We start from the raw sequence: 19935 nt of genomic DNA on the forward strand, positions 1-19935 counted from the left end.
TCGGGCGGCCTGTGGCAGCCCCGCATTCCCGGCCCTGGTACGTCGTGGGTCCCGGCGCGCGGTGCTGCCCGGCCACGCGGCCGGGCAGCACCGTGGCGCGGGGTGGGACTGGTCGGCCGTTGGCTCAGGGCCGGCCCCGGCCGGGAATCAGGCCTGGGTGAGGGCGGTGACGGCGGTGTCGGCGATCGCCGCGATGGCCCCGGTCGGGTCGGTGACGGTCAGGGTGGTGGCGTGGGTGAAGGTGTGCCCCCAGATCTTGTCCGGGTCGGCCGGATCGCCGCTGGCGGGCGGTTCGGCGGGGTGTAGCCACAGCACGGCGCAGCCGGCGCGGTGCAGGGTGGTGACGAGTTGTTGCCCGGCGGGGATGTCGTCGAGGTAGCCGTCGGAGACGACAGCCAGCATCCGCAGGGTGCGGCCGTGGCGCAGGTCGAGGAGCTGGTCGGCCACCTTGACTGCTTCCGGGAAGGTGGCGGTGGCGAGGCCGGTGCGCATGTGCAGCACCTGCCTGGGGTAGGTGCGTGGAGGCACCAGGACGGTGGTGCGGTCGCCGAACCCGATGGTGGTGGTCGTCGCCTCGGCACGGCGTGCCGCGTTGGCGAAGATCCACGCGGCGGAGGACATGGCCTCGGTGTAGCGGCTCATCGACCCCGACAGGTCGACCAGGACCGCTAGGTGCAGGCGGGGTTTCTCCGGAGGCAGTTGCGCGCGTTGCTGCCACGGGGCGGCTGTCGGGAGTTGTCCGGCGGCGGTTTGTGCTTCGGCGGTGATGGCCTGCCGGGTCCGTAGACGACCGGGTGGGATGGCCGAGGGGCGCCGGCCGGGTTCGGGGTGCTGGGTGCGGGCCTGCCGCAGCCGGTTGGACAGGTCGCGGGCCGCGCGGTGTTCGTGCTCGGTCGGGTCGGTGCGGTCCCACTGGGCTGGTGGGCTGTGACGGTGGGCCAGCAGCGCGGTGGCGTACTCGGTCGGGGTGACACCGGCGGCGACGGCGAGGTAGTCGACGAGGGCCGCGGCGAGGCGGCCGGGGAACAGGCCGGCGTCCGGTACGGGCGTGTCGTACTGCTGGTCGGGGTCGATGCCGAGGACCTGGCACCATCGGCGGGCCAGGGTGATCATGGTGTCGGCGTCGGTGTCGTCGCAGGTGTGGGCCTCGCGCCAGATGTCGCGCAGTTGCCGCAGGCGTTTGCGGCCGAGGACGCTGGTGACCGCCGCCCGGACCGGGCGGACGTCCTTGCTGGTGACGATGCGGGCGTCGACGCGGGCCAGCAGCAGGGCGGCGAGTTGCCCGGCGTGCCACGGGTCGTCGACGGCCGCGTCGTCGGGGTCGAGGAGGGTCTTCACGACGTGACGCAGCCAGCGGCGGTCGCCCCGGCGGCGGGCGCGTTGGCGTCCCTCCGCCCGGGATTCCTCCAGCATGGCGGCGACGTCGGCGAGGATCGGCGGGGTGCCGGCTGGGGTGGTCCAGCGGCTGTGCGCGGCGTGCGCGGCGCCGTGCACGAGCAGCCCGTAGCCGGTGGGCACGAGGCGCTTGTGTCGGGCCTTGGCCGGGTCGGTGACGTCGGGGCGCTCGGCGATGTAGGTGGCGTCGACCTCGATGCGGTTGAGGTTGGGGTAGAAGCATTCGGGGGCGTCTCCGGCGGCGCCGGGGGCGACGAGGACGGTGAGGTCGGTGCGGCCGGTCAGCAGCGGGACGTGCTGGGTCCACGCCTGCGACCAGGCCCGCCAGTCGGCGGTGCCAGCCGGTGCCGGTGGTGTGCCCCGGCGCAGGTGGGTGTGCGGGTGTGACACGGAGTGGCTCCTTCCAGAAAGGGGTGAAGGGTCAGCGCTTGCCGAGGGCCAGCGCGGTGATGGGCGTGCCGGTGTGTCGGGACAGGGCGGCGGTGACGTCGTCGCGGGCGTCCTCGGGGGCGATGCCGGCCAGGTTGGCCAGGGCTGCGGTCGTGCCCAGGTGGTCGCGGACCTTGACGAAGCCGAGCAGCTCGCGCAGTTGCGGCGCCCAGACGGTCTTGCCGGCGGCGAGGTCGGCGTTGAGGTCGATCGCCGCGGCCACGACCTGCTTGGGGACGCCGAGTTGGCGGGCGAGGTCCCAGTCGGTGGTGACGTGCAGGTGGACGGTGAACCGGGAGGCCAGGGCCTCGGTGAGGACCGCGCCGTGCACGCCCGGGTTGTGGCCGGCGACGATGTAGAACCCGTCGACGGCTTCCACGGTCTCGTTGCCGTGGGCGGGGATGGTGATGACACCGCGGCCGTCCATGGCCGGGTACAGCACGGCCAAGACGCGGGGCGGGATGAGGGTGGCGTCGTCGACCAGCAGCACGCGCCCCTCCCGCATCGCGGTGACGAGGGGGCCGTGGACGAACTCGTAGCCGCCGCCGGGGACCGGGTTGTAGGAGCCGAGGAAGTCGTCGACGACGGTGTCGCCGGTGCCGGCGACGGTGAGCAGGTCGGGGAACGCGGCCTCGACCATGGCGGTCTTGCCGGTGCCGGGTGGTCCGTACAGCAGCACGGGCACCTGCTGGGCGCGGAGCCGTCGCAGTTCCTCGACGTCCCAGCCCCTGCCGAGCCGCCGTGGGTGGTACAGCGTCCCGTTCGGTCGTGCTACCGGCGCGGGCCGGGACTGCCGGCCGCCACCGGCACTGCCGCTGGAGCGGGTGCGGGGTGCGGCGGGTGGGAGGGTGCCGGCGGCGTCGATGCCGGCCTGGGTGATCTGGAAGCGGTGGTGCGGGTCGCGGTGGTGGGTGGCGTGTCCGGCGGTGGCCATCTTCTTCAGCGCCTCGAACACCGCTCCGGACGACGGTGCGCCGATGCCCCGGGTGATCTCGCCGACCTTGAGGATGTCATCGGGGTGGTCGGCCAGGTGCAGGGCGACCTTGCGGTAGAGGTAGCCGGACCGGACGGTGCCCGCCTCGGTGGTGGGAGTGCCGGCGCCGCTGGCCGGGGCCGGGTCGTTCTGCGGTGAACCGGCCGGCGGGTGTGGTGTGGTCATGGGGTTGCCTCGATTCCAGGGTCGGGCCCGCGCACCCGTCTCCGGGTGCGCGGGCGGTGGGTACCGCACAGCGGAGACGGGTGGGGCCAACCTCTGCCGGCCCGGGCCGGGCAGGAGGGCGACCACACCCCGGTGGTGCTGAAGGGTTACGGCGACGCGCTGGATCGCCGCTGGTGCGTGCTGGTCGGTGTCGAGGCCGCGCGGGCGGTGTCGGCGCCGACGATGGAACCCCCACCTTCTCAATCGATCAAGTCGAATGGGTGCGCGGTGCGGGATCGCGGGAGCGCCGGCTGATTACGCGTGCACCGTGAGGGCCGGGAGACTTGCTGACAGCGCGGTCGTGGTCAGTCGGCGCAGCCCCGTTCGCAGCCCTGCGGGTCGCACTGCTGTCCCTCGGCCATCCGGGCCAGCGCCAGCCTGTCGTCGCCGTCGAGGTCGTCGAGGAACGGCCAGCCGAACCCGTCGGCGAACGCCTTGACCTTGGGCGCCCCGTACATCGGGTAGCCGGCGTGGTTCATCGCCGCCACGATGTCGTCGCGGCCGAGGAGCCAGGCGAGTTCGCCGAGCTTGTCCACCGACCGGCTCGCCGAGTTGCCGCGGTGGTCGAGGATCTTCCCGACGGCGAATCGCAGGTAGTCCCGGGCGTAGGTCTCGTGGTCGACCCGCTGGGTCCACTCGCCCGGGTGTCGAGGGGCGATGACCTGGCGGGCATGGTCGAGGTCGAGTGCCTCCACGAGCACCTCCTCCCGGAAGCCGAAGATGTCCCCGCGTCCGGCCCGGAGAGCCCAGACCCGGGTGACGATCTCCTCTTGGGTACGGATGGTCACTGGGGTTTCCTTCCTGTTGGTCTTACCTGTCGTGGGGTGAGGGATGCCGTCGCCGAATCCGGCTCAGCCCCGGCAGATGCCGTATGGTTGGGGTGCCGGCCTATGCCTGGTCGGCGTCGGGCATGTCGCCGACGATCCGGTCGCAGGCGTACGGGTCGACGGCCTCCCAGCACCAGCTGCGGCCTATCACCACGTACCGACCGTCACCGTCCGGAGGGATGCGTTCGATGGCTTCCGGGTCGTCGGACAGGGCGCGCTGGTCGGCGACGATGACGTCGCCGTCGAAGGACAGGTCGGCCAGTTCCGAGTCCACCCGCCGGTCCAGGTCGTCGGCCGGTACGCCCTGCTCGCGCAGGCGGTGGCGGTACCGGTCACGGTGGCGCTGCTGGTCGGCGACGATCGCCTCGGCCACTTCGCGGGTGCAGGAGAACACCGCCCACCCGTTCCAGTGATCGATCAGGGTGCCGACGAACCCGACCTCGATCCGGTCGTCGCCGTCGGGGCCGGTGGTGCGCGCCCAGTCGCCGGAGAACACGCCGACACCGCCGATACGGACCCGGTCGGGGCGCAGGTGGGATAGGTCGCGGCCGGTGGGGCTGGCCGCGAGGTGACACAGTTCAGCGACGCGGTCGGTGACGGCGGTGTCGTAGGCGTCGCGGTAGACGGCCATCGCCTCGTCGCGCGTCTGGATGCCCAGCCCGAACCAGCCGGACACGTCGCCGGTGGCGTCGGCGAACAACTCCCACCCGGCGGTGTCGACCGAATCTCCCGCCGAGGAGAAGCGGGGCAGGGCGTCGAGGACGACGGGATCCACTTCGTCGAGGCCGGCCAGGTTCCGGCGCGCGGTCAGGCGGGTGCCGCCGCTGGCGCGGGCGCCGATGGTGTCCTGCGCCCACCGCTCGGCGGCGGTACGGCCGGCCTCCGTGCCGGCGGCGCGCATCCGCTGCAGCGCGGCGGCCCATCCCGCGGCCTCGGCGACCGGATCGCCGGTGGGTGGTGGGGTGGCGGCCGGTGCGATGCGGTCACCGTCGTCGAGGCACATCGACAGTGTCGAGCCGCTGTCCCAGGTGACTTCGACGATGTTGTGCGCCTGGTCGTGGCGGCGGACGGTGCCGGTGTCGCCGGGCCGCAGCAGGGTGTACGGGTCGTTGGTGTGGAGCAGGGCGACGCGCTGTCCGGCCTGGTAGCTGGTCATGGTGGTCTCCGATCGGTCTCCGGGGTCGGTGGAAGGGCCGGCGTCATCGGCGGCCGGTGGCGGCATGTGGTCGGTGTTCACCGGGTGCTGCCCGTCGTGGGGGTGTGCGGTGGCCAGGGCTTACGGGTGACGTGGCCGCCGGATACCGGGTCGGTGGCGACCGAGGAGCCGCAGCGGGTGCAGCTGGTGGCGGTGTCGTGGCCGTAGCCGGCCATGGACGGCACCTCGACGTGGTCGATCTCGTCGACCGCGCCGCAGACGGTGCAGACCGTCATCTCCGGACCGCCCTCATCGAGAGCGGGGGCGGTGACGAACAGATCCTCGACCGGGTCGAGGTGGTGGGCGCTGTGCCGCAGCCAGCGGCCGTGGACCGTCGCCTCGTACACCACCACCAGCCGCTGGTCGAGGTGCAGCAGATACAGCCACTCGAGAAAACCGCCGAGGTTCTCCCGCAGCGAGCCCTGCCGGATCGTGTCGTCCTCGGTGACGGCCGGGTAGCCCAGTCCGGGCACGGGCGGCTGCGGGTCCCAGCGCCTGTGCCTGGGGTTGATGGCGAGGGGCCACCAGTCGCGGGCCAGCAGGGCGGCGGCCATGGTGTCGGTGTCGCGGCGGAAGGTGTCGGTCCAGATCCGGCGCAGCAGCGGCACCAGGACCTCCGGACTCTCGCCGAACTGGATCAGGCGGGCGGTGTACCTGCCGCCGAACTCGGCAACGCCGATCAGCGTGGGTGTGCTCACGTGCCTTCCTCCTTGGGAATCTGTGGATGAGGGTTGGGGCGGCCGTCCCCGGCGGGACGGCAGCCGAGCTTGGGTGGCCATGGATCCGCCGGTATCGCTCAGGGCCTTGTGCCGAGCGGCGCGTTCTGAGCGGCCATGAAGGGCACCGGGTCGATCGCGCCGTTCGGGCTGGCATCGCCGTTGTGGTGCACCTCGTAGTGCAGGTGCGGGCCGGAGCTGTGGCCGGTCGAGCCGACGACGCCGAGGGGCTGACCGGCAGCGACCGGCTGCCCGACCGCCACCATCGGCGGCTGGTCCATGTGGCAGTAGCGGGTGAGTAGCCCACCGGCATGGTCGATGTCGACGTACCAGCCGCAGCCGCGCGTGAGAACGGGGTCACCGTCGCGGTCGCAGCCCCATTCGGCGCCGGTGTCGGCGTGGACGGCGTTGCAGCGGACGGTGCGGACGGTCCCGGCGGACGCCGCGCGGATGACGGTGCCGCGCGGGACACTGAGGTCGACGCCGTCGTGGCCCGGTCGGTCCGAGCTACGGAACCCCGACCCGACAGGGGCGAGGACCGGCTGCGTCCACGGGCCGGTGGTCCCGCACACGGCCAGGCCTTCGGTGGATAGGCCGGCGGTGCCGGCGGTCGCGGTGACCAACCGGGTGGCCGGTCCCTCCCACTTGGCGTAGGCGTCGGGGAAGGCGCTGACCTGCACGGCCTGGGCGGCCTCGGTGAGCGGCATTGCCTGCCAGCCGTGGACGGCCTGCAGCCTCTGGTAGAACTTCGTCGCCGTGTACCGGGGATCCTGCAACTGTTCGGGGGTGCCCCAGCCTTGGGAGGGTCGCTGTTGGAAGAGGCCGACCGAGTCACGGTCCCCACCCGGGGTGTTGATCAGGGAGGATTCCTGCATCGCGGTGGCCACGGCGATGACCCAGCCGCGGGGTGGGACGCCGAGGCGCTTGCCGACGGCGGTGATGGTGGCGGCGTTGCCGACCTGCTCGGCGCTCCAGTCACCGATCGGAGCGGTCCCGTCCGGAGCGGCGTCGAGCGCCGACGACGCGGTGGCCGTGACGCTGCCGGTCGTACCGCAGGTGCCGGCGCCGCCGCCGAAGATCAGGGTGGTGGCCAACCCTGAGCACAACAGCAGGACGCCGGCGACCGCGATGGCGATCCAGGACAGCACGCGGGTGGTCATGACTGGTCACTCCTTCATGCCAGGCGGGCGGCGGGCCGGTGCAGCGCGGAGACGGCGAAGGCCGCGCGGACCCGTGGAGGGGCGTCGCGCGGCCTTCGGACGAGTACGGGGCTCAGCGGGCGAGGACGCCGGGTGTCTCGCCGTGAAGCAGGGACGCCCGTCGGGTCTTTGATGGGGGCGATCCAGATGAGCTGATGCGTGTTCAGGCGGCCAGTGCTGCGACGGGTGGACGCCGGTGGAGCCTGGACTCCGCCGGCGCCGCGTGCGGTACGGGCGTGGGCCGCATCAGGGGCGTCGGCGGGTGGGCGGGGGTGAACCAGCCGGTGAAGCGACGCGGCACGGCGGGAACGGAGGCGCGTCCGCGCGCGACGCCGACCGGGCGCGAGGAGGGCGGTGCGGACGGCGGGGCGAGGGTGGTGGCGCGGCGGGCGCGTTGTTCGGCGCGGCGGGCGGTGCGTAGCGCCCAGCAGGGGCCGTGCTGCCCGCGGCACTGCAGGTTCGTGCAGGCGCCGTCGGATCCGGGTCGGTGGGCGGCGGCGACGTCGACCGCGAGCGCCCACAGAAGCCTGTCGGTGACGTCGTCCGGTACTGCGGTGCGGTCGCTGGGACGCTGGCTGCGGTTCTCGGGGTGTGCGGGGTGTGCCATGGCGGGTGGCCCTTCGGTCGGCGGATCGCGGGCATGCGTGGTCGTCGCCCGACTCGAGTCGGGGCCTCTGGGGATGCTGATGTCCGTCCGGCGGACGACGACCGGAGCTGATCGACGCTCATCTCTTGATAAAGGTCAAGTCGTGTCGGGCGGGTAGGACGTTGCCCGCCCGGCACGGCGGTGCGGGGTCGCTGCTCAGGGCGGAGGCGTACGCGGGTGGGTCGACGGTGGTGAGCAGTGGCGGGAGACGCCGCGCCGGTAGTGGCCCTCGTTGCCGCCGAGCGGCGCATGGTGAGGACCTCGCGCACGTCGACGGGCGCGAGGTCCTCTTGGCGTTTCCGTGAGCGGTCAGCGGCGGTGTAGGTCCCGCGGGCGGGTACCCGGCAGTGGCCTGGTGTGGCCGGTGGTGGCGGTGGCGCCGCGTACCCCGGTTCCGGTTTGTTTGGCCTGGTACATGGCGGTGTCTGCCTGGTGCAGCAGGGTACGGAGGCTGACGCCGAGGGCGGCGCTGGTGTGCCCGACGCTGGCGCGCACGGCCAGCGCGTGCGCGCCGAGGTCGACGGGGTCACGACCGACCGCCCGCCAGGCGGCGCGGGCGACGGCGGCGACGTCGTCGCGGTTGCCGTCGACCAGCAGGGCGAACTCGTCGCCGGAGAGCCGCGCGGCGAGTCGCACCGGCGCTCGCAGTGCGGCCAGGCGTCGGCCGACTTCGGTGAGGACGTCGTTGCCGGCCTCGTGGCCGAGCGTGTCGTTGATGGCTTTGAAGCTGTCGAGGTCGAGCAGGACGAGCCCGAACGGGGTGCCGCGCTGTGCGGCGCGGCCGACGGCGGCGAGCAGGGCCCGCCGGTTGGGCAGACCGGTGGTGTCGTCGTGCTCGGCGGCGTAGCGGGCGCGGGTCAGCGCCTGCTGCTGGCGCCACAGCAGCACAGCGGCGAGGGCGAGACCGGCGAGGATTCCACCGACGGCGGTGACGATCGAGGTCAGGATGGGAGACACTTCGGGAGCTCCTTGTCGTGTAAGGAGCACCGGGGGCGGGCGTGGTTCCGGGAAGTTCGACGCCCGCCCCCGGGCTACCGGCTGGCGGGGTCGTTCAGGCGGTGGTGTCGGCGAGGGCGAACGCGGCGGGTTTCTCGGCGGCCAGGACCGCCCGCCCGGTTCCGACGAGCTTCACGGCGGCGTTGTGGACCGCGCCCGCGCTGGCCTTCTTCGCGCCGGTTCCCTCGTTGGCCCGGTCGACCAGCCTGCACAGCTCGCTGACCTTGTACTGCTGGCCGGGGTTGGCCTCGAGGATGTCGAGGATCGCGCCGCGCAGGGAACCCGATGCCCGCCGGGTAGGGGCATGTGCCGCCTCGCCCGCCGCCTCCGTGGCCGGCGCCGTGGCGGGTGATTCGTCCGTGGCCGGGTCGCCGGTGGTGCTGCCGCTGGCCGGCTCGTCCGATACGGCCGGCCCGGCGTCCGCATCGTCCGCTGCGGGAGTCGTGCCGGTGGCCTGCCCCGTGCCGCCGGTCGCGCCCGGCACCTCGGGCTCGGCGATCGAGGGGCCGCTGTCGTCGCCATGCTCGGCTCCGGTGTCCGCGGCTTCAGTGAATTCGTCGGGCGCCGCCTCGACGTCACCGGGAGCCGGCGATGCCGACTCCCAGGTGGCCTCCGGCTGCCCGTCGGTGGGACCCTCGGTGGTCGGCCGCTGGTCATGCTCCTGCCCGGCAGCCTCTTGGCTCTCCTGCGGTTCGTCACCGCGCGGCCCTGGTTCTGCGGCGGTCCCGGACGTGCCGGCGTCGCGGGTGGCGGGCTCCGCTGCGGCCTGGCCGTGATCGCCCTGTTCGGCGTGCGCGCGGCCGGTGTCGGTCAGCCGCCACAGGCTGCGTCCGGTGCCGCTTCGGGCGGACTCGGCCAGTCCCGCGGTCAGCAGGGTGCGCAGTTTCGGGGTGGTGGTCGAGTAGCCGAGGCCGGCTTCGGTGGCAATGGCGGCGGCGGTGGCCTCGCCGAGCCGGTGCAGCGCGGCGAGGACCTTCGCAACGCTGGGCGCTGTTGCGGGCGTATCGGTGGTCGTGTTGGTCGGGGCGCTGGTCATGGGCGCGTGGCCCCCTTTCTCCTGCCGGCGGCAGGTGTTGGTGAGTGAGGCGTGTGCACTGATGCACGCTTCGATCCGGGTATTGATCAAGTCGTCTGCCCGGAACGTGGGACTGCGGCGACGCGTACGGGTGTGCCGCCCGGTGATCGCTCGCCGGGCGGCACGTTGGGAGCCGGGTCAGTGCGCGGCGTGGTACGCGTCGCGCACCGCGGCGGGGATGACGCCCCCGGTTCGTGGCCGGGGCAGGTTCAGTCCTTCCCAGTCGGCGGTCCACCACCAGGTGCGGATCTCATGGCTCTGGGTGCGGCCGGTCGCGGTGCCGCCCTTCCGCCGTGGTGCCTGAGGCTGTTTCGGCAGACGCCGCCCGGCCGTGATGAACGGGCCGAATGCCGCGGCCATCCGGTCGAAGTTGCCGGCGGACAGGTCGATCTCGTAGGTGGCGCCGTTGAAGGCGAACTGGTAGGTGGCGACGTCGTCGGTGGAGCCGTCAAGGTCGTCGACGAGGATCGCGGTGATCCTGGTGGCCATGAGGGAGCCACCTCCTTTCCTCTCGGGGTGGGCTACTGGGCGGGTCGGTGGGTGCCGAGGCCGAGCCGGCGGCCGATGACGGGCCCGCGGTGCACGGAGGCGACGGCGACGGGCAGGTGGCGGCGTTGCCAGCCGTGCAGGGCAGCGGTGAGGTCGGCGGCGTACTTGCGGTGCTGGGTGAGGGCGGCGGCGAGGCCGGCGGCCTGTTCGATGCCGTTGTTGGCGCCGCGCGCGGTGTGGGGGCGCACGGGGGCGAGAGCGTCGCCGAGGAGGACGGCGTGACCAGTTCCGATCGGCCAGACCATGCGGTCCGGTGGGGTGATGTCGAGGACCGGTACCGCCATGCGGGTGGTGGTGGTGTGGACGACGGCGGCGTGGCCGGCCGGGAGGAGCAGGTCGGCGTGGGTGTCGACGTGGGTTCGGGCGGCGGGGCTGACGTGCCGGGGCAGGGCGAACACCCGGCGGATGGGGTCGGCGCCGAACCGCTGCGCGTACTCGGCGCTGGTGCAGTTGAGGTAGAAGGTCCAGTCGCAGCCGCCGGGTACCGGGGCGAGGTTGAACTGCACGCCGGGGCAGGGCTGCAGCCGCAGGAAGTCCCGCAGGCCGGGCTCGGGGGTGATGTCGGCGATGCCACGGTGGGCGACGTAGCCGGCGTAGCGCAGGCTCCGGTCGGGATCCAGCAGCCGGCGGCCGGTGGAGGACCGGCCGTCGGCGAACACGACCAGGTCGGCGGACGCGGTGTGGCCGTCGCGGAACCGCAGCACCAGATGGCCGGCCTCCTCGGCCAGGGCGGTGACCTTCATGCCGGAGTGCAGGACGCCGGCGGGCAGGCGGCGCGTCAGCGCCTGGTGCAGCAGCGTCCAGGTGGTGTTTCGCCCCGGGTAGGTGCGTCGGATGGTTTCGGCCGGCTGACGGTCGCGGACGTTCATCTGGACGATGGCCTCGGAGGCGTGGGCGACGATCTCGTGCTGCGGGATGCCGAGGCGGTCGAGCACGTCGAGGGCGGGGTGTTCCAGGCCGATAAGGCCACCGCCCAGGGGCGCGGACGCGGGCGCGGCCTCGAAGACGGTGATGTCGTCGAATCCGGCGCGCAGCAACAGCAGCGCCGTGACGGGGCCGGTGATACTGCCGCCGACGACGGCGATGGTGGGCTGCCGGCCGGAGGCCGACATGGTGCTGGATGTCATGATCGGTTCCCTTCTGCAGGTGGGAACCCGGGCACGGCCGTGCCCGGGTGTGCGCGGTGCGCGGGTGGCCGGGCATCGGCCAGGTGGTGCCAGTGGTAGGAGCGGGTCGGCGGCGGTGGGCCGCGGACGCGCTGATCAGCCGCCGTGGTGCGGCGGGCGGATGGAGGCTCGGAAGGCGTGGCGCCGGGCTGCGTCCGCTGGTGCGCGAGGTGCGACCGGGCGGACAGGGCCGCGGGGGAGGGCGCGGCCCCGGCGGGTTACCAACCGGGCGTGATGAACGGCGGCGGCACGGGAAGGATCCGCCGCGCCCGCTGGAGCACCTCGTCGGCGACCGGGACCAGCGGCGCCGCGTCCGGTGAAGCGGTCGGGGTCGTGCGGTGCCAGCCGCCACCGGGGCTGCTGGCGATGGCCGTCCAGGTGGACAGCGGGGTGAGAACCTCGGCGACCGCCGTGCTCTGCGTGGCGTAGCTGTCGCGGCAGACCCGCACCCGCAGGACGTACCCGTCGGTGTGGTGCACCCGGGTCAGCTCGTAGGTGCCGTGGCCACCCTGGTGGAACACCTCGTCGACGATCACCGCGACCGGTCCGCCGGGTCGCTGGCGGCGGTGGTCGCCCCGGACGCGACGAGGACCCAGGGCCACTGGTAGGCGCCGATGGCGTAGCAGCGGTTGGCGTCCGGGGCGACCCGGTCGTGCTCGACCCAGCGGCTGTCCAGGCCGTCGTCCTCCCACTCGACGACGACCTCGTCGCCGTCGAACCGCAGGCGGGGATGCTCGCCCGGCATGTCACCGGGACAGAGGGCGTCGAGGTGGGCGGCCATGCGCTGCACCGCGAACCGGGGGAAGCGGCACAGCACCCCGGTGCGGGTGAGTGTGGTGTAGCCGGCGGCGACCATGGCGCGGTAGGCGCCGCCGCCGAGCACCCCACAGGTGACGGTCGCCGGGGTCCAGGTGGCAGGCGACGGGCTGATGTCACCACGGCTGCGGGAGATGCGGTAGCGGTCGTTGGTGGCCTCGCTCGCCGGGTCCGGGTGCAGCCCGAACCAGTGCATCCCGTGGTGGCGGGCGTAGCGGAGCAGGTCGAGCAGGTTCCGCCGGCCGTCGAGGTGTTCGGTGTGCAGGGGCAGGAATCCGTGCCCGTCGTCGGCGGGGACCGGGTTGCCGGTCGCGCCGGTGGCGGTGTGGGTCCAGGTTTCGGCGAGGACGCGGTGGTCGGTGCCGTCGGCGTCGTACCAGCGGGGGACGCCGTTGGAGGACAACCAGTCGCCGTCGGTGTCGTGGGACCAGATGAGTGCGGCCTGGTCCGGCAGGCCGGCCCGGCACTGCTGCCGGGTCCTGAGGTGCGCGTGGGTGGCGGCGGCGTGTTCGGCGAGAGGCAGGACGTCGTCGAGGCGGAACCACAGTCGGTCGGACATGGCGAGGAGATCTCCTGGTCGTGATCGTGGAAGAGGGAAAGGTCGGCCGCTTCTGCCGGCCGGAGCTTGCGGGGCACCCCGGCCCGGGGCGCCGGGCGGTGCCGCCCGGGCCGCAGCGGGTCCACGCCACGCTGCTCCGGCCCAGGGGTACGGTGCGTGGCCCGCAGAGGCGGGTCGGATGCACTCCGGGCGGGCGTGGTTCAGGTGGCGGTGGGCTTGGCGAGGCGGCTGTGGCCGCACTCGTTTGGCCGGGTGTGCGTCGCAGGGCAGGGGCCCGGCTGCAGAGTTCGTTTCTGCTGCCGGGGGCCGGCGCGGCGCGGGTGGGGTTGGTGGAGCCGGTCGGCCGCCGCCGATCCCCGGGAGGCAGGGGACGGGTGGCGGCCCGACCGGTTCCCGGTTCGGTGCTGCTACAGGGCGACGGCGAGCAGACGCTGGTCAGCCTCAAGGGTGGTGAGGTAGCGGTTTGCCTGTTCGAGGTAGGTCACCCGGTGGGCGAGGGCGTCGCTCGCTGGCGTGAGCTTGTGCCCGTCCGGCATGAGCAGGGCGTCGCCGCACACTGCCGTGGTGGCGCTGTAGTGCTGGTAGGCCATCGGACCTGCCTGGAACATCTCCAGCTCTCCCACGCTGAGGTGGGCGGCGCCGTAGTTGGCCGCGTTGTGCATCCGCATGGCGCAGACACGGGCCTGGTTGTGGAAGTCCGCCTCGGCCCGCTCGCGCGGATACCGGGCGGGGTCCGCCAGGTGACGGGCCAGCAGGGCCGACCACGGGGTGGCCGGCCGGGTGCCGTGCACGACCTGCTGCCACAGTTGGTGTCGGATGCCGGCACCGACCCCGGCGGCGTGGCGCATGGCGGCGAGGTCGAGCAGCTTGACCGGCCCACCGGCGCAGTACACCGGGCGTCCCTTGCGGGGCGCGACGAGGTGGCCGCGCTGCCACAGCCACATGCCCGGGGTGGCCCAGAAGCGGGGCTGCAGGGTGCCGGACACACCGAAGTGCCGGTCGAGCTGGGTGGCGGTGAGGGCCTGCGACGGTAGGCCGTCGGGCAGGCAGACGATCATGGTGTTGATCGTCGCGGTCGGCGTGACCACCGGGGTGGTGGCGGCCGTGGTGCTGCCGGTGGCAGTGGGGGCGGTCGTGCGGCCCTTGCGGGTCGTCACCGTCGGTACGCGGGTGCCGTAGCGGCTCAGGGGAGTCGCGGCACCGTTGGTTGCGGTCATCTGGGGTTCTCCTTCGGTCGTGCGCGCTGTGGGCGCGCGGAAGTGGCCGGCCCACCGGGTGCATGGGTCGGCTCGCGAAGCGAACAGGGGGCGGGTGCAGCGGGGTGGTGCTGGTGGTGCGGTGCGACCTGGGGGTCGCCGCGCGGCGCGGGCGCCGACCGGCCGGGAAGGCGGGTGGGCGGAGGCACCGTGGGGTGCGGCGATGGTTCCCGAGGTGGGACCGGACCGGGTGGAGCGATATGTGGGTGAGGGTGGTGCCGATGAAGGTAGCGGCCGGATCTGTCAGCGCCGGCCACCGTCATGATCGTCAGTAGTGCGGTTGGCCTGCACTGTCAGACGACTGTCCGGCTCCGCGGGTGAGGGGCTGCGGGACTGTGAGATCTCGTCGGTCTCACAGTCGCCCACGAGCGGTGGGCAACCTGCCTCCGCGCGCGGTGGGGGTGGATGTCAGGGCTGCGGGTCGGTGCCGCCGGGTTCGGTGTCGGGGAAGCGGTGCGGGTTGGTGGGCGGGTTGTCCGGGCCGTGGTCGGAGGGCAGTTCGTGCAGCCTGTGGCGATGACCAGGGTCGGTGGTGAGGGTCCAGGTGGGTCCGGCGGGGTGTTCGCCGTGGAGGCCGGTGGCGACGGGCATGGCGGTGGGTACTCCGGCGAGGGCGTCGAGGAGGTGGTGTTCGCGGCGGCGGCCGGGGACGTGCAGCAGCACCGGGTAGCGCGGCCCGTAGGTGGCGAGCTGCTCGTAGCCGCGTAGCTTGCGCAGCACGGTGGCGAGGGGTTCGGTGCCGTTGTCGTGTTCGAGGAAGAACCCGACGGTGCGCCCGTCGGCGTGCCAGATGCCGTGCCCGTCGGGCTGGACACCGGTTCCGCTGCCGGCGGCGTAGGAGGCGGCGGCGAAGGCGGCGGTGGTGTGCTGTTCGGACCACCAGCGCGCCAGCCGGGCGTGCTCGTGGGTGCGGGCGTGGCCGATGAGGTCGATGAACAGCTGGTTGGTGCCGAGCAGGTGGGCCAGGCGGCGGCTGCCGATGATGCGTTCGGTGCGGTCGATGCTGGTCCGGGGGGCGCGGGCGCCGGCCTGGTTCGGGTCGTTGAACTGGGTGGGGTGGACCACGGCGCCGAGAGGGCCGAGGGTGTAGAGGTGCTGGCTGCTGCCGGTGGTGACGTCGACGAACCGGCTGACCGCCTCCATCTGGTGTAACCGGGCGAGGCGCAGCCGGGCTGCGCGAAGCGAGGGGAACAGGGCCGTCGCGACCTGGTCGGTGGACAGCACGTAGTGCTCGGCGAGCCACCGCAGCAGCTGGTGGTCCCGGACGGTGAGCCGACGAAGCCGGTCAAGACGAGCCAGACGAGACGGACGGGAGGCAGAAGAGGCGGAGGACGAGCGGGACGCGGAGTTGCTGGCGGGCACGGTGGATGCTCCAGGCGGAAGAGGAGTCCCTCCGAGGGGAGGGTGTCTGAGTTCGGTGGGGTGGTCACCGCGAGCTGGTGATCGCCGGTGAGCGGCACTGACAGACCCGTACGGCCGGATCTGTCAGTGCCGCGTGGTGATCGGTGGTGAAGGGCTGGTGAAGCCCTCACGGAAGGGGCGACCGGGACGCGGGCGACTCCGGTCGACCGGTCTGTCGATCTCGCTCCAGCCGCGCTGCGGCGTTCAGGCATCCGCCTTCGGGCCGCTCCTGACCCGGGGGCGGCGGTTGCCGTCGGGTGGGGTCGAGAACCGGTTGACAAGATCGTCGATCGCGCTGGTGTCCTGCGCCGGCACCGCCCGCGCCGCGGCCTGCCGGATCACCGTCGCCTCGCCCACGACCGGCTTCGGCGGCCGGGTCCTGAGGGTGAACGCCGGCGTCTGCCGCCCGTCGACGACGAGGCGCCCGGCGGCGGTGTAGGCGTCGAGGTGGGTCAGGTCGTGCTCATCGAGTTCGGGCAGGGTGTGCCTCGCCAGGACGCGGGCGTCCTCCGGGGCGACGGAGAAGTACAGCTTGTTGCGGGCGTTGGCCGACGCTGCGGCGAGCAGGTCCTTCGGGAACTGGGCCAGGTCCTGGTGCGCGAGGACCATCGACAGCCGGTACTTCCGCGCCTCCGCCAACATGGAGTCGAGGGAGTTGGCGAGGGTCAGGAAGTTCTGACACTCGTCGATGATCAGGGTGGCGTCGCGGCGTCTGTCCGCCGGCACGGCGGCGCGGGCGGTCGCGGCCTGCCACACCTGTGCCAGGACGAGGGAGCCGAGCAGCTTGCTGGTGTCCTCGCCCAGCTGGCCCTTCGGGATGCGTACCAGCAGCGCCCCACCGTCGAGAACCTTGCCCATGTCGAAGCTGGACCGGGGGTAGCGCATGCTGCGCTTGACGAAGTCCCGCAGCAGGAACGCCCGCAGGCGGGCCAGGACGGGGCCGATGACCTGGGAGCGCAGGGCCGGGTTGAGGCCGTCGTACCACTGCCAGAACCCGGACAGGCCGGCCGGGTCGTCCAGGCCGACGGTCATCGCGCTTCTGAACTGGGCGGAGTTCAGCAGGGGCGGGATGTGCTGGAGGGTGACGTTGGCGTGCCGCAGCAGGGTCAGGCAGGCCACCCGCATGACGTCGTCCATCCGCGGCCCCCACGCTTTGGCGAAGATGTTCCCGAAGATCGACACGAGGTTGTCGACGACGAGGTCCGGGTCGTTGCCGGACAGCGGGTTGAGGGTGGGCGGGTTGGGCTGGTCGGGGTCGAAGAGCACCACCCGCCCGGCGACGCTGGCGGGGAGCCGGTCGAGGATGTCGAGGACCATGTCGCCGTGCGGGTCGATGACGACGGTGCCCCGGCCGGCTCTGATGTCGTCGACGGCCATGTTGACCAGCAGGGTGGTCTTCCCGGAGCCCGTCGATCCGACCACATGCATGTGGTACCTCGCATCGGCGACGGTCAGGGCCACCGCGTGGCCACCGACTTCGGCGTCGCCGAGGACCTTCGTCCCTCGGCCACCGGTCGGCACCGCCACGGGGGCCGGCATGGACTTCGCCCGCGCCCGGTCCAGCCCCGGTACGGCCAGATCCTGCGGTAGGGCGGCGAGGACGGCCAGTTCGGGGGTGGAGGCCAGGAACCCTGCTCCGAGCCGCCGTGTGGCCAGCGCGGCGACCGGCTGCGGCATCCGCGCCCGGTGGGCGAGGCGGTTGCGGCCGGCGTACACGGCGAACGACGAGGCGAGAGCGTCCGCGACGCCCCGCAGTCTCGGGTAGGGGTCGCTGCCGGCGCGGTGCGTGTTCTTGGCGACCGCGTAGCGGATGCCGATCGTCCACAGCGGGTGGTTGATCTTGTCGAGGATCGCCCGCACATCCCGCTCCACGCCGGGGTCCCGGCGGCTGGCTGGCTGGCCGCCGCTCCGGGTGGTGGTGTGGCCGGAAAGGAACACCTCGATCAGCCACAGCAGCGGCGCGGCGGGATTGATGGCCGGTACGGCGGTCCTGCCGTCGCGTAGCCTTCCTGCCGCGCGCCGGGCCCGTGCGGCGCGGCGTGGGGTGGCGGGGCGGGCGAGGACCTGTGTGCAGGCGTACTCGTCCGGCTTGAGCTGCGACCCGGCGGACATCAGCGCCCGTAGCGGGTCGTTGTCGTGGTCGGTGTGCAACGGCAGCCACTCGGCGGCCGTCGGCAGCAGGTGCCCGCCGACGGCGGCCGGCACGTCGCGCGGGATCGGCGGGGGCGCCTGGTCGTCGGTGGTGCAGGCGGCGCCGGGCCAGGCGGCGCGTACGGCGGCCTCGACCGCTCCCTGCGGCACCGTGCCGGGCACCCAGATGCTGATGAGCAGTTGCCGGCCGGTCCAGGTGTACTGCCACACCACGTGCGGGCTGCCGTACAGCAGGCGGCGTCGGCGGGACGGGGTGAGGGTGCCGTGCAGGTTCGCCCACAGCGCGGCGGCGCTGTGCGGGTCGACCTCCGGTGGTGGGGCGACGATGACGAGGCGGGCGCCGTCGGCGTGGCGGCGGTGCCGCCACCCGTCGAGCAGGTTGCGCCCGGCGATGTACGCGACCAGCAGGGCGGCGGCGACGCCGAGTAGCCACGGCCGGTCCACCGCCCAGTGCGCGGCGTGCGGAACCCAGCGCGTGGGCGCGTCGGGCGGGGAAATGACACCGGCGCCCGGCCCGGAAGGGCTGGGCGCCGGTGCTGGCGGCACGACAAGGGGTGGTGTCACAACTCCTCCTCCCCGTCGTCGGGGTCGAGGTCGGCGAGGTCGGACGGCTTCGTGGTCGCGAGAAGGTGTTCGGCCTGCGAGGAGATCGACTCGAACGCGGTCCGGTTCGTGCCGGAGATCAGCAGGCCGTGCCCGACCCGGGCCGCGAGCAGCATCCGCCGTTCCCCGCCGGTCAGACCGAACGCGTCGGCGACCTGGTCGATGGCCTGCGGGGCCTGCTTGAGCAGCACCTGCGTGGCCGCGTTCGACACGACGGCCTGGCCGAGGTCGGTGCCGAGCACGTCGGCGACGTCCTGGGTGATGACCGACAGGCCGGCGTTGCGTTTCCGTCCGGCCTTCGACATCTTGAACAGGAACCGGGCGCCTTCACCGTCGCGCATCAGCAGCCACGCCTCGTCCACCACGACGAGGCGGCGGGTGGACAGTCGGGCCCGACCTGGTGCGTCTACTGACCGCCAGATCGAGTCGAGGGCGAGCAGCGTGCCGACGGTGCGCAGTTCGTCCGGCAGGTGCCGCAGACTCCAGACGACCAGGTGCCCGTCCGGGCGGGCCGTGGTTGGTGAGTCGAACAGGTCGGAGAACGAGCCGGCTACCCACGGGGCGAGCCGGGCGGCGAGTTCGTGGGCAGCGGCGTTGTCGTCGGCCCGCAGTGTCGCGACCAGATCCTTCAGCAGGGGTGCGGGCCGGTGGTGGGTGGCCGGGTCGGTGGTGATTCCCGCCTGGCGGTAGACGGCGAGGATCGCCCGGTCCAGGGCGGCGCGCTCGGCGGGCGGCGGCAGTTGCCCCAGCAGCACCGAGGTGAGGGTGTGCAGGAACAGGCCGCGTCGGGTGAGCACGTCCGGGCGGGTGTCCCCGGCCGGCAGATCCAGGGGGTTGATCTTCACGCCGGGTGCACCGAGTCGCACGATGGTGCCGCCGACCGCGTCGGCGAGGCGCAGGTACTCGTCTTCGGGGTCGACGACGGCGACCTGGACTCCCTGGTACAGGTTGCGGAGCACGTCGAGCTTGACGAAGTAGGACTTGCCGGCGCCGGAGCGGGCGAGGACCACGCTGTTGTGGTTCTCCTGCGCCCAGCGGTCCCACCAGACGATGCCCTGGGAGTCGGGGTTCACCCCGTACAGCACCCCTCCGGTGGTCGCGGGGTCACCGGGTAGCGGCGCGGGCAGGTCCGCCGAGGCGAGGGGAAACGCGGCGGCCAGTGCCTGGGTGTCCATGGTGCGGCGCATCTGCAGGCTGTCGGTGGCAAGCGGCAGGGTGGTGGTCCAGCCGGGCAGGTGCCGCCACGTCGCGGGCTGCACCTCGATCAGGGTGGATGCGGCAGCGGCCTTCACCTGCGCGCAGGCTTCGAGGAGCTCGGCCTCGGTGCGGGCGTGCACGGTCAGGTACAGGCCGACGCGGAACAGCTTCGCCGACCCGCGGGCGAGGCGTTCGGCGAGGTCGGCGGCGTCGTCGGCGGCGGCCTCCACGTACGGGTCGGTCAGCTTGCCCCGCTGCTCGTCCGCCCGACGGGAGGACTCGAACCGGGCCCGCTGGTTACGCAGCCGCGAGGCGGCGACCGGGGTGGGAATCGGCTCGATGTGCAGAGCCAGGTCCAGCCTGCCCGGCCAGGACAGCAGCGGTTCCAGCCACGCCGGCCCGACCTCGGCCGGGTAGCCGGTCACCACCAGGGTGGCGGCGTAGCCGTCCCCGACCCGCAGGAACCGGGGCGTGACCTCCACCGAGGCCGGCGCTACGGTCGCCGCCAGTCCGGTGGACAGCGGGCTGGGACCGGGGTGGTCGTCGTTCTGGGCGCGTCGG

General features: G+C 73.2%; 18 protein-coding genes. 1 reads left to right on the forward strand and 17 read right to left on the reverse strand.

The annotated features are described in order from the left end of the window. Nucleotides 1-147: 147 nt before the first annotated feature. Nucleotides 148-1785, reverse strand: a complete 1638-nt coding sequence (locus ABZ573_RS02680) for a VWA domain-containing protein (protein ID WP_358114978.1) — start codon at nt 1783-1785, stop codon at nt 148-150. A 31-nt stretch (nt 1786-1816) separates the two neighbouring features. Then, complete coding sequence (locus ABZ573_RS02685; protein ID WP_358114981.1) at nt 1817-2983, reverse strand: AAA family ATPase; 1167 nt, start codon at nt 2981-2983, stop codon at nt 1817-1819. Nucleotides 2984-3118: 135 nt separating this feature from the next. Here ABZ573_RS02685 and ABZ573_RS02690 point away from each other — a divergent pair, with 135 nt between their 5' ends. After that, nucleotides 3119-3277 carry a hypothetical protein gene (locus ABZ573_RS02690; protein WP_358114984.1) on the forward strand — a complete coding sequence of 53 codons (159 nt, stop codon included), beginning with the start codon at nt 3119-3121 and terminating at the stop codon, nt 3275-3277. A gap of 50 nt (nt 3278-3327) precedes the next feature. On the opposite strand, the gene ABZ573_RS02695 is transcribed toward ABZ573_RS02690, so the two are convergent. The 15 genes from ABZ573_RS02695 to ABZ573_RS02765 all read right to left on the reverse strand — a co-directional run bounded on the left by ABZ573_RS02695 (nt 3328) and on the right by ABZ573_RS02765 (nt 19895). Then, complete coding sequence (locus tag ABZ573_RS02695; protein WP_358114987.1) at nt 3328-3810, reverse strand: hypothetical protein; 483 nt, start codon at nt 3808-3810, stop codon at nt 3328-3330. Nucleotides 3811-3910: 100 nt separating this feature from the next. Further along, a complete protein-coding gene (locus ABZ573_RS02700) occupies nt 3911-5005 on the reverse strand; it encodes a DUF4314 domain-containing protein (protein WP_358114990.1) in 1095 nt (364 codons plus the stop codon). 77 nt (nt 5006-5082) lie between these two features. After that, nucleotides 5083-5742, reverse strand: a complete 660-nt coding sequence (locus ABZ573_RS02705) for a hypothetical protein (RefSeq protein WP_358114993.1) — start codon at nt 5740-5742, stop codon at nt 5083-5085. A gap of 98 nt (nt 5743-5840) precedes the next feature. Beyond that, nucleotides 5841-6920, reverse strand: a complete 1080-nt coding sequence (locus ABZ573_RS02710; protein WP_358114996.1) for a peptidoglycan DD-metalloendopeptidase family protein — start codon at nt 6918-6920, stop codon at nt 5841-5843. 202 nt (nt 6921-7122) lie between these two features. Next, complete coding sequence (locus ABZ573_RS02715; protein ID WP_358114999.1) at nt 7123-7566, reverse strand: hypothetical protein; 444 nt, start codon at nt 7564-7566, stop codon at nt 7123-7125. Between the two features lie 348 nt (nt 7567-7914). Beyond that, on the reverse strand, nt 7915-8562 hold the full coding sequence (locus tag ABZ573_RS02720; protein ID WP_358115002.1) for a GGDEF domain-containing protein: 648 nt from the start codon (nt 8560-8562) through the stop codon (nt 7915-7917). Nucleotides 8563-8656: 94 nt separating this feature from the next. Further along, nucleotides 8657-9727, reverse strand: a complete 1071-nt coding sequence (locus ABZ573_RS02725) for a MarR family transcriptional regulator (RefSeq protein ID WP_358115005.1) — start codon at nt 9725-9727, stop codon at nt 8657-8659. Nucleotides 9728-9814: 87 nt separating this feature from the next. After that, nucleotides 9815-10165, reverse strand: coding sequence for an Lsr2 family protein (locus tag ABZ573_RS02730; protein ID WP_358115008.1), 351 nt, complete (start codon nt 10163-10165; stop codon nt 9815-9817). 32 nt (nt 10166-10197) lie between these two features. Further along, nucleotides 10198-11352, reverse strand: coding sequence for an FAD-dependent monooxygenase (locus ABZ573_RS02735; RefSeq protein ID WP_358115011.1), 1155 nt, complete (start codon nt 11350-11352; stop codon nt 10198-10200). A gap of 257 nt (nt 11353-11609) precedes the next feature. Further along, the gene (locus tag ABZ573_RS02740; protein ID WP_358115014.1) at nt 11610-11927 is read right to left on the reverse strand and encodes a hypothetical protein; all 318 of its coding nucleotides are present in this window, start codon (nt 11925-11927) and stop codon (nt 11610-11612) included. Then, nucleotides 11924-12766, reverse strand: coding sequence for a hypothetical protein (locus ABZ573_RS02745; RefSeq protein ID WP_358115017.1), 843 nt, complete (start codon nt 12764-12766; stop codon nt 11924-11926). Before ABZ573_RS02745 ends, ABZ573_RS02740 begins: the two co-directional genes overlap by 4 nt. Nucleotides 12767-13173: 407 nt before the next feature. Next, the gene (locus tag ABZ573_RS02750; RefSeq protein WP_358115020.1) at nt 13174-13983 is read right to left on the reverse strand and encodes a hypothetical protein; all 810 of its coding nucleotides are present in this window, start codon (nt 13981-13983) and stop codon (nt 13174-13176) included. 447 nt (nt 13984-14430) lie between these two features. Further along, complete coding sequence (locus tag ABZ573_RS02755) at nt 14431-15321, reverse strand: replication-relaxation family protein (protein WP_358116101.1); 891 nt, start codon at nt 15319-15321, stop codon at nt 14431-14433. A 306-nt stretch (nt 15322-15627) separates the two neighbouring features. Further along, a complete protein-coding gene (locus ABZ573_RS02760) occupies nt 15628-18138 on the reverse strand; it encodes a DUF87 domain-containing protein (protein ID WP_358115023.1) in 2511 nt (836 codons plus the stop codon). Next, nucleotides 18135-19895: an ATP-binding protein gene (locus tag ABZ573_RS02765; RefSeq protein ID WP_358116104.1), complete on the reverse strand. Its 1761-nt coding sequence runs from the start codon at nt 19893-19895 to the stop codon at nt 18135-18137. Before ABZ573_RS02765 ends, ABZ573_RS02760 begins: the two co-directional genes overlap by 4 nt. Nucleotides 19896-19935: the final 40 nt, after the last annotated feature.

This window comes from Micromonospora sp. NPDC007220, assembly GCF_040634035.1.
Taxonomy (GTDB): domain Bacteria; phylum Actinomycetota; class Actinomycetes; order Mycobacteriales; family Micromonosporaceae; genus Micromonospora; species Micromonospora reichwaldensis.

What these genes read in the sequence shown, in the direction of transcription:
- ABZ573_RS02735 (WP_358115011.1), bottom strand. Translation starts at nt 11,352, where the DNA reads ATGACATCCAGCACCATGTCGGCCTCCGGCCGGCAGCCCACCATCGCC.
- ABZ573_RS02710 (WP_358114996.1), bottom strand. Translation starts at nt 6,920, where the DNA reads ATGACCACCCGCGTGCTGTCCTGGATCGCCATCGCGGTCGCCGGCGTC.
- ABZ573_RS02730 (WP_358115008.1), bottom strand. Translation starts at nt 10,165, where the DNA reads ATGGCCACCAGGATCACCGCGATCCTCGTCGACGACCTTGACGGCTCC.
- ABZ573_RS02685 (WP_358114981.1), bottom strand. Translation starts at nt 2,983, where the DNA reads ATGACCACACCACACCCGCCGGCCGGTTCACCGCAGAACGACCCGGCC.
- ABZ573_RS02745 (WP_358115017.1), bottom strand. Translation starts at nt 12,766, where the DNA reads ATGTCCGACCGACTGTGGTTCCGCCTCGACGACGTCCTGCCTCTCGCC.
- ABZ573_RS02750 (WP_358115020.1), bottom strand. Translation starts at nt 13,983, where the DNA reads ATGACCGCAACCAACGGTGCCGCGACTCCCCTGAGCCGCTACGGCACC.
- ABZ573_RS02715 (WP_358114999.1), bottom strand. Translation starts at nt 7,566, where the DNA reads ATGGCACACCCCGCACACCCCGAGAACCGCAGCCAGCGTCCCAGCGAC.
- ABZ573_RS02700 (WP_358114990.1), bottom strand. Translation starts at nt 5,005, where the DNA reads ATGACCAGCTACCAGGCCGGACAGCGCGTCGCCCTGCTCCACACCAAC.